12 protein-coding genes and 1 tRNA gene are annotated in these 11,165 nt (G+C 49.8%); 6 read left to right on the top strand and 7 right to left on the bottom strand.

Going from position 1 to position 11,165, the window contains the following annotated elements:
- Positions 1 to 136 precede the first annotated feature (136 nt).
- The 3 genes from C4B57_00190 to C4B57_00180 form a co-directional block, all read right to left on the bottom strand.
- A complete protein-coding gene (locus C4B57_00190; protein PXF55913.1) occupies positions 137 to 526 on the bottom strand; it encodes a VapC toxin family PIN domain ribonuclease in 390 nt (129 codons plus the stop codon).
- The gene (locus tag C4B57_00185) at positions 523 to 780 is read right to left on the bottom strand and encodes a hypothetical protein (protein PXF55912.1); all 258 of its coding nucleotides are present in this window, start codon (positions 778 to 780) and stop codon (positions 523 to 525) included. The genes C4B57_00190 and C4B57_00185 overlap by 4 nt, the downstream gene beginning before the upstream one ends.
- A gap of 264 nt (positions 781 to 1,044) precedes the next feature.
- Positions 1,045 to 2,166, bottom strand: coding sequence for a 3-deoxy-7-phosphoheptulonate synthase (locus C4B57_00180; protein ID PXF55911.1), 1,122 nt, complete (start codon positions 2,164 to 2,166; stop codon positions 1,045 to 1,047).
- 212 nt (positions 2,167 to 2,378) lie between these two features.
- Between C4B57_00180 and C4B57_00175 the strand changes: the two genes are divergently transcribed.
- The 3 genes from C4B57_00175 (at position 2,379) to C4B57_00165 (ending at position 6,033) form a co-directional block, all read left to right on the top strand.
- Entirely contained in the window at positions 2,379 to 2,561 is a 183-nt protein-coding gene (locus C4B57_00175; protein PXF55910.1) for a hypothetical protein, read from the top strand.
- Positions 2,558 to 5,455 carry a DEAD/DEAH box helicase gene (locus tag C4B57_00170; protein ID PXF55909.1) on the top strand — a complete coding sequence of 966 codons (2,898 nt, stop codon included), beginning with the start codon at positions 2,558 to 2,560 and terminating at the stop codon, positions 5,453 to 5,455. Before C4B57_00175 ends, C4B57_00170 begins: the two co-directional genes overlap by 4 nt.
- 140 nt (positions 5,456 to 5,595) lie before the next feature.
- Positions 5,596 to 6,033, top strand: coding sequence for a hypothetical protein (locus C4B57_00165; GenBank protein ID PXF55908.1), 438 nt, complete (start codon positions 5,596 to 5,598; stop codon positions 6,031 to 6,033).
- A 315-nt stretch (positions 6,034 to 6,348) separates the two neighbouring features.
- Here C4B57_00165 and C4B57_00160 read toward each other — a convergent pair.
- Together C4B57_00160 and C4B57_00155 are read right to left on the bottom strand one after the other, a co-directional pair.
- A tRNA-Val gene (locus tag C4B57_00160) sits at positions 6,349 to 6,424 on the bottom strand.
- A gap of 226 nt (positions 6,425 to 6,650) precedes the next feature.
- The gene (locus C4B57_00155; protein ID PXF55907.1) at positions 6,651 to 7,013 is read right to left on the bottom strand and encodes a hypothetical protein; all 363 of its coding nucleotides are present in this window, start codon (positions 7,011 to 7,013) and stop codon (positions 6,651 to 6,653) included.
- 80 nt (positions 7,014 to 7,093) lie between these two features.
- Here C4B57_00155 and C4B57_00150 point away from each other — a divergent pair, with 80 nt between their 5' ends.
- The 3 genes from C4B57_00150 (at position 7,094) to C4B57_00140 (ending at position 8,703) form a co-directional block, all read left to right on the top strand.
- Entirely contained in the window at positions 7,094 to 7,456 is a 363-nt protein-coding gene (locus tag C4B57_00150) for a hypothetical protein (GenBank protein PXF55906.1), read from the top strand.
- A complete protein-coding gene (locus C4B57_00145; protein ID PXF55905.1) occupies positions 7,425 to 8,096 on the top strand; it encodes a protein-L-isoaspartate O-methyltransferase in 672 nt (223 codons plus the stop codon). The genes C4B57_00150 and C4B57_00145 overlap by 32 nt, the downstream gene beginning before the upstream one ends.
- Before the next feature lie 187 nt (positions 8,097 to 8,283).
- Positions 8,284 to 8,703 carry a TIGR00725 family protein gene (locus C4B57_00140; protein ID PXF55904.1) on the top strand — a complete coding sequence of 140 codons (420 nt, stop codon included), beginning with the start codon at positions 8,284 to 8,286 and terminating at the stop codon, positions 8,701 to 8,703.
- Between the two features lie 315 nt (positions 8,704 to 9,018).
- Here C4B57_00140 and C4B57_00135 read toward each other — a convergent pair whose 3' ends face one another.
- Together C4B57_00135 and C4B57_00130 are read right to left on the bottom strand one after the other, a co-directional pair.
- Positions 9,019 to 10,326, bottom strand: a complete 1,308-nt coding sequence (locus C4B57_00135) for an S-adenosylhomocysteine deaminase (GenBank protein ID PXF55903.1) — start codon at positions 10,324 to 10,326, stop codon at positions 9,019 to 9,021.
- Positions 10,314 to 11,150: a purine-nucleoside phosphorylase gene (locus tag C4B57_00130; protein ID PXF55902.1), complete on the bottom strand. Its 837-nt coding sequence runs from the start codon at positions 11,148 to 11,150 to the stop codon at positions 10,314 to 10,316. Before C4B57_00130 ends, C4B57_00135 begins: the two co-directional genes overlap by 13 nt.
- Positions 11,151 to 11,165 lie beyond the last annotated feature (15 nt).

Here is an 11,165-nt window from a genome sequence, read left to right as displayed (position 1 = left end):
GAATAAGGCTCTTATGACAATGAATCTCAATAATCAGCATTTCCAGAAAGTCCAGAGGGGCATAAGGCCAAAATTTGGCCGAATCGAAATCTTCGGCTGATATGATTTACGGGACACGCTCTATAGCCTTTCCATATCAGAGGATTGTACAGACCAGTCCATTAATTGTCTCGAAGTGTTTGTCCAACGTGATGAGTTCCGCTCCATATTCCATTGTTTGTGCTGCAATCCAAATATCATTTGTAGGGATTGGGGTTCCTTGGCGTTTGAGTTGGGCAGAGATTCTCGAATAACGGTCGGAAGTAATTTTCCCAATTTGTACAAACTTCACAATTTCATGTTGTAAAAACTTATTAAGGTCATCCATGTTTTTCTCAAATTTCGTACCGTTACGAAACCCGAACATTAACTCTCCCAAAACAACCGGGGAAAATAAAATCAATTCAGCTTTAATAATGACTTCAACTACTTTAACCAAATTACGCTTGAACCCCACATAGGCGCTGGTATCCAGCAGGAACTTCATTTCCACATTTCCTCATCAATTTGTTCACATGCTTTTATGGACTCCATAAACTCAGAAGCATCCTCTTCACTCCAGCCTCCAGCTAGTTTTCTTAATGATTCTGACAGGGATTTTTTCTCCTTTTTTTTAAATCCGGTATGCTGGTAGATTATGTCCAAAATGACACGGTTCAAGGACTTACCGTTCTTTTGAGCCATTCTACGTATTTCCTGTTCCGTTTCCGAGTCCATACCGCGTAAAGTAATCTGTGCCATAAGTCACCTCTTGACTCAATTTAATTCAAAATATGCCTCACAATGATGGTTGTCAAGACAGGACATAAGGAACATCGCCAATTTATTTAAACCTAAACTGAGCGATTAGCTATTAGTTTAATGATTACAGGATGTTTTACTATTACAAACTTTCACTCTGTTGAATGCGGCTTCGCTACCCCCTTTGGGGATTCAACGGGGTGGACACATCAGATGTGCCTGGTGTTTTGCACCATTTCATGGCACATGGATGAATGGTTATTTTTATTTTATCCCCCGATCCTTTTCAGCAAGGGCCTTTCTTTCCTCGTAAGCACGCCGTGCAATATTCACATCTGCCACAAAGTGATCTATCTCCTGCATTGTCAGTGCCTGTGGTCCGTCGCACAGGGCGACTTCCGGCCTGGGATGGCATTCCACCAGAATCATGTTCGCCCCGGCAATCACGCCCTGGGCCGTGGCGTGAAAGATGTCGAGCAGGCCGTCAGGTGCACGGTCCTTGGAACCCACGGAATGTGTAGGGTCAATACACACAGGGAGCCTGGTCAGTCTCTTCACGACCGGGACATGTATAAAGTCCACAAGGTTACGATGGGGTTCTCCCATCCTGGTCTTAATCCCCCGCAAACATATAACGATATTGCGGTTCCCCTCGCTGGCAATATACTCGCAGGCGTTTAGTGACTCTTCCAGGCTGAGTCCCATGCCCCGTTTGTACAGTACGGGGAATTCATGCTGAGATCCCACTGCCTTAAGAAGCTCAAAGTTCTGAGCATTTCTTGTACCTGTCTGCAGTATCACTCCTGTGGGGTACCCTGCCTGTTCCAGAGCATCCCTGATTTCTTCGATATGTATTGCCCTGAGCACCTCCATGGCTATTACCTTGATCCCGTATTTACCAGCCAGCTCAAAGACCCAGGGCAGGCATGATTTCCCATGACCTTGAAAGTCGTAAGGACTGGTCCGGGACTTGTAGGCACCCATGCGGGCGGTGGTAATATTCAGCCTCTGAAGGTTTCTGAAGACTATTTCTACGTGCTCAGGGGTATCCACGGCACAGAGCCCGATAAAGGTATGAAGGCAGTCCTGGTTGAATGCAATCCCGTTATACTCAAAGCCGATCTGGCCCAACTGTCCTCCATGGCGGCCTATCAAGCGATATTTACTCGATACCCTTATTACTTTTTCCACTCCGGGCATACGCTCCATGGTCTCAAACGGCAGATCATGAGTAGGACCGATCAGGTAAACTTCCGTCACTTTCCGGATGGCGCCCTTTATTTCTGAAATCCTGGGTTTGATATCTGGAAACTGGCGAACATAGTTCATGAGTTGAGATACTTCAGCGCTATCAGGGCCGACATCCGGTTTTAAGATTATGATCATTGGTTTTTTCCCTCTTGTTACCGTTCACCGCAGAGTTCGCAGAGAGACAATTTTTTATGTCGTGGTATACTGAAATGTAAGAATGATAGTTCCCTTCTTAATTGCATGCAAGAGGAGAGCAATCCGAGAGACAGACCCATAAGTACCAAGTTATTTTTGCACCGGATGGACTAATGAACATCGAACATCGAACGTCCAACATCGAATATTGAATGGGAAAAGATGAAGAAACAGAAATAGCCATTGAATGTCACGCGGCGCAAGCGCCTGCGCTGCGCGTCGGTATTGGGTATTTTTTTCATTCGACGTTGAACGTTCGATGTTCGATGTTCGATGTTCATCTTTCTAAAAACAAAAATCTTTTTTCGGCATTTGAAGTGCATAATCTGGGATGAAGTGCCAAAACAGTATAGGAGACTATGTCAGGTCCCTCAAGGCATCTCCCGGACTGGGACGCCAGGTGGTGTTTCACAAAGAGCTGCCTGCCACAGAGGCCTGTTTCGGCAGTCCTGCAAGGCCCTGGCCGGATGAGATGCGAGCGCTTCTTAAGGGCAGCGGCATATCCCGCCTCTATTCCCACCAGGTCTCAGGCATTGATCTCGTGCGCTCAGGCCGGCATGTAGTGGTATCCACACCGACGGCCAGCGGGAAGACCTTGGTATATAACCTCCCGGTGATCGAGCAGATCCTGAAAGATCCGTTAAGCCGCGCCCTGTATCTTTTTCCCTTAAAGGCCTTGGCCCAGGATCAGATGAAGGCATTCGGAGAATTGACTGCCTGCCTTGACAGGGAACGTGCTCCCACCTGCGCCACCTATGATGGTGATACTTCTGCCTGGAAAAGAAAGCGATTAAGGGAGCTGCCCCCGAATGTGCTTTTGACCAATCCGGAGATGCTCCACCTCTCTCTTCTGGCCTATCATGAAAAGTGGGCCTCCTTCTGGCAGGGCCTTACCCACGTGATAATAGACGAAGTTCATACATACAGGGGTGTCATGGGCTCCCACATGGCCTGGGTATTTCGCAGGATGAACAGGGTCTGCGCCCATTACGGGGTCAGTCCCACATTTGTGTTCTGCTCAGCCACAGTCGGCAATCCTGCCGAGCTCACTTCCGGACTCACCGGACTTGACGTGCAGGCCGTGGCCAAAAACAGTGCCCCTCACGGCAGGAGACATATGCTTTTCATTAATCCGGAAGACGGGGCCGCGCAGACCGCGATTAAACTGCTCCGGGCCGCCCTCTCCCGTGGCCTCAGGACCATAGTCTACACCCAGTCCAGGAAGCTTGCCGAGCTGATCAACATCTGGGTCAGCCAGAGGGCAGGTTCCATGGCCGGGCGCATAAGCACATACAGGGCCGGTTATCTGCCGGAGGAGAGGAGAGAGATTGAAAGGAGGCTCTCAAGCGGCGAGCTGCTGGCAGTGATCTCTACGAGTGCGCTTGAGCTGGGTATTGACATAGGCTCGCTGGATCTCTGTCTGCTCGTTGGTTATCCTGGCACGGTCATGGCTACATGGCAAAGGGGAGGCAGGGTAGGCCGCAGCCTGCAGGATTCGGCCCTTGTGCTCATCGCCCAGGAGGACGCCCTTGACCAGTACTTCATGCGAAATCCCGGAGATTTTCTCAGGCGGTCTCCTGAGCCAGCAGTATTAAATCCGGAAAATCCGGTGATTATGGGCAGGCACCTGGTATGTGCGGCATCAGAGATCACAATACGAACAGATGAACCATGGCTCAAGGAAAGAGAGGTCTCAAGGGTCATATCCAAGCTTGAGTCAGAGGGAAAGCTCCTGAGGAGCGAAGATGGAAAAGAGCTCTATTCCGCCCGCAAATTCCCCCAAAGGGGTATTAATCTGAGAGGCGTTGGCCGGACTTATCAGATAGTCTCCGGGAATGACGGCCGCACCATAGGGGCAATCGACGGGTTCAGGGCCTATCGCGAGACCCATCCCGGCGCGGTCTATCTGCACATGGGTGAAAGTTACGTAGTTGACCGGCTTGACATAGAGACCCGCACCGTAGAGGTGTCACCAGCCAGGGTGGATTATTTTACACGGGTAAGGGGCAATAAGACCACTGAGATACTGGAGGTATTAGGGAAAAAGAGGGTATATGCCACCAGTATATCTCTGGGACGGCTCAGGATTACAGACCGGATCACCGGATATGAGAAAAGGCATGTAAGGGGACAGCGTCTCTTGAACATTGTCTCCCTGGATCTTCCGCCCCAGGTCTTTGAGACAGAGGGCCTCTGGGTAGAGATCCCGGATGAAGTCCGGAGGGCAACGGAAAATGCCTGCATGCATTTCATGGGCGGAATCCATGCATTGGAGCACGCTACTATTGGAATATTACCTCTTATGGTCCTGACCGACAGGAACGATCTTGGCGGCATATCCACTCCTTATCACCCGCAGGTTCGCAAAGCCGCGGTCTTTGTTTACGATGGGATACCCGGAGGAGTGGGCCTCAGCCGCCAGACCTTTGAAAAAGCAGAAGAGTTTTTACAGAAGACCCTGAAGGTCATCGAGAGTTGCCCATGTGAGCTGGGGTGTCCTTCCTGCGTACATTCCCCCAAGTGCGGCTCCGGCAACCGGCCGATAGACAAGAGGGCCGCTGTCTTTGTATTAAAGGGCATAACAGGAAGCAGGGAGGTATTCTTTCGATCCGGGAAAGACAGGCCTTATGCTGCTGAGGTCGAGAGGCAAAAGTATAAAAATAATCCCGATTCAATTCCCCGCTTTGGTGTCTTTGACCTTGAGACCCAGCTCTCCGCCCAGGAGGTCGGAGGGTGGCACAGGGCGGATCTGATGAGGGTAAGCTGTGCCGTTCTCTTTGACTCCGGCAGGGACGCTTTTCTGGAGTTCCGGGAGCCTGAAATCCCGGAGCTGATTGATCGCTTATCCGAATTGGATCTGATTATAGGCTTCAATCTGAAACGTTTTGATTACAAGGTGCTCTCTGCCTACAGCGATCTGGATTTTTGGAGCCTTCCCACCCTGGACATTCTGGAAGATGTTTACAGAAGACTTGGCTACAGGCTTTCCCTGAATCACCTGGCAGGCGTCACCCTCGGCACGAAGAAGACCGCTGATGGCATTCAGGCCCTCAAGTGGTGGAAGCAGGGAAAAATCAAGGAAATCCTCGAATACTGCAATAAGGACGTGGCCATTACCAGGGATTTATTCCTTTACGGATATAAAAAAGGTTATCTGCTTTTCAGGAACAAGGCCGGAAAAGTAGTACGTATTCCAGTGGACTGGAGCCGGAATTTTCTGATACGCTGATTCCGCATCCTTACATAGCAAGCCAAAAGTAGTTTATAGCCGTGTAGAGTATACTTACAGAAGATTTTAGTTTACTATCTTCCCGGTTACTATCCACGACAGAAGCCCCGTGCTTTGCGGCTTGAGCAGGGAGGTTTTGGATGCGCCTTGATGACAGACTCATAGAGGAGAAGACAACAGACGGCGGGATAGATTTCCATGATCATATCTCAAGAGTCAGGGAAGAAGCCCCGAGTTGGCTTGAAGGCATAGAAAAGAACGGCATAGATCATTCAGGAAGGCTGGAAGGTTACCTGGACCGCCTCATTCCGGACGAGTTCAAGGAAAAGCTCAAGCCCGCCGAGGTATTTATCCTCCTCTATGCCGTGTACCTCCATGACATAGGCTACAGGAATGAACAGGGCGCAACAGGATCCAAAGATCATCCCTTGCGAAGCAGGGAGTATATAAGGGGGAGTTGCAAGGCCTTGCTCCCAAGAAGCGGGGTCGTAAGGCCAAGGAGGTCAACCCGCTTGCCAAGTCGTTGCCCAGCTGGAACGGGAGAACAGAAGGCTGAACGAAAAACTCAGGCAAGCTGAGACCATTATCGAGGTTCAAAAAAAATCTCAGAGATCCCGGGCATTCCCCAACCAGGCGTAGAGAAGAGCTGATGAGTGCTGTTACCGAGTTGAGTTGTGATGTTGGGAGAAAGGCGGCCTGTGAGGCTTTAAGCATCCCGCGTGCCACATATTACCGGCATACCGGGAAGCAAAATGTTTATCCACTTGATGAAAGAAACCAATCAGGAATCGGCGCAAGCTTGAAAATACTGTTTTTGAGGCAAGGCGATAGCAAAATGGTAGCAGAAACAAAAAAGAGTTACGACAAAAAGCATCATAACTCTCTAATTTTATTGGTAGGCGGTACTGGATTTGAACCAGTGACTTCCACCGTGTGAGGATGGCACTCTAACCACTGAGTTAACCGCCCATGCCAAAACTATTTAGCCTATTAGTACAGTTATTTCAAGTATGATTCCGCTGAAAATACCCCATCTACTGCGTTGCATAAGAGCTGAAAGCCTGAAGCTGAAAGTGGTTGATTACGATAGGTCTTTGAGCTTTGAGCTAATTCCAGCGCCCTGCATCCGGAGCATTTTGAGCGGAATCCTGTTTCAGGACTTTTCGCAGTATAATCAGGGCAGGACTATAATCTGTCATTCATTTTTCAGGACCTGATCCAAGGCCTGCTGAAAACTTTCGTCATCAGCCACAGCCTTAAGATCGCCGGAGTCAATTTCCTCTACACCAGTTTTAGTGCCTTTGTCAGAAGCATCCACCAGGTCGGAGACATCAATTTTTGAGAGTTCCGCTGGATTTCCGGCTTCTTGCTCTTCAAGAAGGACTTCGGCCCCGGTCCCGATGCTATCTGCCTCGGAATCCTCGCTGAACCAGACGAGTTCGGGGTCCGGTTTTGCAAAGCCTCCAAGTCCCGCAGCAATTTCCCTCAGATCCTGTCCGCAATTTGGGCAATTCTCAAGATAATCAAAGCTTATTCTTCCGCACTTCGGGCATCTCATAAATTACATCCTTTTTTTATTTGAAAAGATTTGTGACATTGTATATGGTTTAATAAAGTTGCCTAAAAGCTGAAAAAATAATGAAAATAAGACAAAATAACTTGCCTGTAGTTTTTCTTATCGGAACTTTGATGTTATTTCTTGCATCCTGCGCAGGCACGCACAGAAAATATCTTGCAGTAGATGCCTCACTGGTGAAACAGGGTCAGTCCAAGGCCGAGATATCCGATCTCTTTGGTCCTCCAAATGCAGAAAGAACAAACCAGACCGGCCAGGAAGAATGGTACTACTACGATGTCCACCGGCACTTCTGGCAGCGTATACCCTTTCTGGGGCGTTATCTGGGGAGAGAAAAAGTGGAGTGCCTGCAGATTGTCATGGAATCAGGACATGTAATCAAAGCTGTATACTATGTTAGGGGCCTCCAAAACAAAGTCCAATAATCAATTCAGGATAGCCAGGGACAGAATGGTTGCCCATCAAATTGAACGAAGGGGAATCAAGGATCCCAATGTGCTGAAGGCAATGCGCAATGTACCCCGGCACCTTTTTGTAGACGAGGCGCTCTGGGACCAGGCATATGGGGACTTTCCCCTTCCAATCGGGAGCGGACAGACCATCTCCCAACCTTATATTGTGGCCCTGATGACCCAGCAGTTGGAACTGAAGGGTGATGAAAAAGTGCTGGAGGTGGGAACAGGTTCGGGCTATCAGGCAGCTGTTCTGGCCGAGCTTTCCCGGGTTGTATACGGCGTGGAACGCATTCCTGCTTTGCTGACAAGGGCCAGGAATATTCTGGAAAAACTCAAATACACAAATGTTATCCTCAAGTTAGACGATGGCACATGGGGTTGGCGGGACGAGGCGCCTTTTGATGCCATAATCGTAACCGCAGGTTCACCCTCAGTGCCTCAGCCGCTTATCGATCAGCTTCATGACCCAGGTATTTTAATCATTCCTGTCGGGGATGAATACTCGCAGACACTCATAAAGGTTACAAAGTCCGGCGGTAAAATCCATCAGAAAGATATGGGCGGTGTCCGCTTTGTGAAACTTGTGGGAGATCATGGTTGGAAGGCATAAGGCAGGGTAAACGTTCAGAGGTTCAGAGGTTCAGGGTTCAGGGTTCAGGGTTTAACGAAAATCTGAACCGTTGATTCGTGAGTTCTGAATGGAGAAGGCATGAAAAAGGAAAAAAACGACTCTAATGCTGAACCCTGAACCTGTAAACGCTCACAAATGACAAGGGTCGGGATTATAGGAGGCAGGTCTGTGTGACCCTGGATTGAGTGCATTGGCAGAGGAGGTCGGCCGGAGAGTTGCTGAACATAAGGCCATCCTTTACTGCGGCGGCCTTGGAGGAGTAATGGAGGCATCAGCCAAAGGGGCCGTCGAAGCAGGTGGTCTCACTGTTGGTATTCTTCCTGGAGTCAAGGCCACAGATGCCAATCCGTATATCCAGATCCCTGTGGTCACCGGCATGGGGCACGCCAGAAACGTCATACTCGTCAGGAGCTGTGACGTGCTGATAGCGATATCAGGTTCGCATGGTACCTTGTCCGAAATAGCCCTTGCACTCAAGATGTGGAAGCCTGTCGTTGGCCTCAAGACCTGGAAGCATCTCTCAGACGTTCACTATGTCAAGTCGGCAAAAGAGGCGGTGGAAAAGGCATTTGCCCTGTTGCCATAGCACTATTAACCCGAATTATGCAGCAGCCAAGTTTGCCAAAGATGCGAGGCGGAAGGCACGCAGACGTACTTTTGTACTTCAAGTGCCTGACAACAAAGCAGATTTAGTAAAATTGGCTGCCCCTTGTGGCTTCAAATACCGAACAATTTTTAACTCCGGTGGAATGCACCTTTTGGGTGAACATTCCAAACTGGACAATACACCATAATTTACTGATTTTTCTATTTGTTCCTTATTGTTCGGTGTTTGAAGTGCATAATTTGGGATTAACATTCCTTCTGCCAAACGGGGAGTAAGAAATTACCGTGTAGTTTCCTAATTTAGCCCTAATTCCCTCACAGCCTTTGAAAGTTTCTCAAGCAGTCTCTTTTCGTCAATGGTAGTAAGCACCCTGTCTTTCATGAGCATACGGCCTGCCACCATGACATCCTGCACGTCTCCGCTCCTTGCCACATAGACCAGATGGGATACCGGATTGTAGCAAGGCCGGAGGTGAACCTGATTCATGTCCACCACCACCAGGTCTGCCATTGCCCCTTCGCGCAGGCATCCAAGGTCCTCCCTGTGTAAGGCCTTTGCGGCCCAGGTAGTGGCCATGGAAAAGGCCTCAGTGGCAGATATCAGGGTTGGATCTTTTCTGATTCCCTTATGCAGCTTTGCGGCAGTATCCATCTCACTCATGAGATCAAGGTCATTGTTGCTGGCAGCCCCGTCCGTCCCCAAGGTCACTACCACACCGGCTTCAAGGAGTTCCGGCACAGGCGCGATCCCGGAGGCCAGTTTGAGATTACTCTCCGGGCAATGAACCACCCGTACATCTCTCCGTGCCAGAAGCGATATGTCATCTTTGCTCAAGCTCATGCAATGGATGGCAAGCAGTCGATCTCCAAGAAGGCCGAGCCTGTCCAGATACTTTACAGGAGAAATTCCATGAAGTCTTCGTATCTCCGCGTTCTCCCATTCTGTCTCGGCAAGGTGGATTACTATCGGTGTGTCCCCGGCCTCTGCCAATTTCTGTGAGCGCCGGAGCAGTTCAGGTCTGCAGGTATATGGAGTATGAGGGTCTACGGTTATAGTGATCCTCGGATGCCCCTTCCATTTGTCCATTAAGCGTTCCGTCTCTTTAAGGGCCTCTTCCCCTGAGGGAAACGCTGGCGACGGAAAATCAAACACTCCCTCTCCAAGCCAGGCCCTGAGCCCTACCCTGTCAGTCACCGAGGCAACGCTGTCTTCAAACAGGTACATGTCCACAAAGCCCGTGGTTCCGCACCGTATCATTTCTGCACAGGCGAGCTCGGTCCCAAGGGCTACAAGTTCCGAAGTCAGCCTGGCCTCGGCAGGGAATATGTGGTCCTCCAGCCATGTTTTAAGAGGGAGGTCATCGGCAAGGCCCCTGAAGAGGATCATGGCTGCATGGGTATGGGAATTTATGAGTCCCGGCAGTATGAGTCCGCAGGGCCTGTCTATCGTCTTCTTTGCAACATAACTTTTTGCAAGTTCAGACAAGGGACCGGCTGCAACGATAGTATCATCTCTCACGGCAACAGCTCCACCAGGGATTGGGGAATCATCCGGGTGAGATATGAGAATTTCACCACATATCAGAAAATCTACTGACTCCACTCAAAGAACTCCTTTAGAAAAGCCACCAGAAGACGTTCGAGCAGGTGCTCCGCCTCATGTGCCTGAGCTATAACGTCCTCTATAAGGATGGGTTGGAAATTGTCCGGATCGTTTATATTGGCAATAACCGAGATTCCAAGCACTTCCATCCCTGCATGAACAGCAACGATTACCTCCGGCACCAGGGACATGGCCACGGCATCCGCACCAATCATCCTGAGAGCTCTGGTCTCTGCAGGGGTCTCCAGGCTGGGGCCTGGAACAGCCACAAATACACCATCCCTCAATGTCATCCCCAGATTCCCGGCCACTTGAACCATCTTTTTCCTGAGTGTGACAGAATACGCCTTTGAAAGGTCAGGGAATCTCGGGCCCCATCTGTCCATATTGGCCCCCCTCAACGGATTATCCGGGATAAGGTTTATATGATCCCTGATCAGCATCAGATCCCCTGAGGAAAAATCCAGATTAAGGCCCCCTGCAGCGTTACACCCGATCAGCACCTTTGCCCCCAGGCCGGCCATTACCCGAACGGGTAATGTAAGCTCCCTTGTCCTGTAGCCCTCATAGAAGTGAAATCTTCCCTGAAACAGCGCAACCCTGGCATTCCCGATCTCACCCAGCAGGAGCTTCCCGGTGTGTTCAGGAGAAGTGGATACCGGAAAGTTGGGAATATCACCATAGAAGGCCGCCCATGCCACATCCATTGCCTGGGCTACACCTCCCATGCCTGTGCCCAGCATCAGACATACATCCGGGGTCCAGGGCAACTCTCTCTGAAAAAAATCTACAGTCTCCTCGACTGCTGCAACATATTGTTCCATAAACATTTATCCATA

This window comes from Deltaproteobacteria bacterium (genome assembly GCA_003194485.1).
GTDB lineage: Bacteria > Desulfobacterota > Dissulfuribacteria > Dissulfuribacterales > UBA3076 > UBA3076.
This window is presented reverse-complemented; position numbering and strand designations above follow the sequence as displayed.

Excerpts from the sequence above, each read along its gene's own strand:
- C4B57_00190 (PXF55913.1), bottom strand. The coding sequence starts at position 526 with ATGAAGTTCCTGCTGGATACCAGCGCCTATGTGGGGTTCAAGCGTAAT.
- C4B57_00185 (PXF55912.1), bottom strand. The coding sequence starts at position 780 with ATGGCACAGATTACTTTACGCGGTATGGACTCGGAAACGGAACAGGAA.
- C4B57_00180 (PXF55911.1), bottom strand. The coding sequence starts at position 2,166 with ATGATCATAATCTTAAAACCGGATGTCGGCCCTGATAGCGCTGAAGTA.
- C4B57_00175 (PXF55910.1), top strand. The coding sequence starts at position 2,379 with ATGGGAAAAGATGAAGAAACAGAAATAGCCATTGAATGTCACGCGGCG.
- C4B57_00170 (PXF55909.1), top strand. The coding sequence starts at position 2,558 with ATGAAGTGCCAAAACAGTATAGGAGACTATGTCAGGTCCCTCAAGGCA.
- C4B57_00165 (PXF55908.1), top strand. The coding sequence starts at position 5,596 with ATGCGCCTTGATGACAGACTCATAGAGGAGAAGACAACAGACGGCGGG.
- C4B57_00155 (PXF55907.1), bottom strand. The coding sequence starts at position 7,013 with ATGAGATGCCCGAAGTGCGGAAGAATAAGCTTTGATTATCTTGAGAAT.
- C4B57_00150 (PXF55906.1), top strand. The coding sequence starts at position 7,094 with ATGAAAATAAGACAAAATAACTTGCCTGTAGTTTTTCTTATCGGAACT.
- C4B57_00145 (PXF55905.1), top strand. The coding sequence starts at position 7,425 with ATGTTAGGGGCCTCCAAAACAAAGTCCAATAATCAATTCAGGATAGCC.
- C4B57_00130 (PXF55902.1), bottom strand. The coding sequence starts at position 11,150 with ATGGAACAATATGTTGCAGCAGTCGAGGAGACTGTAGATTTTTTTCAG.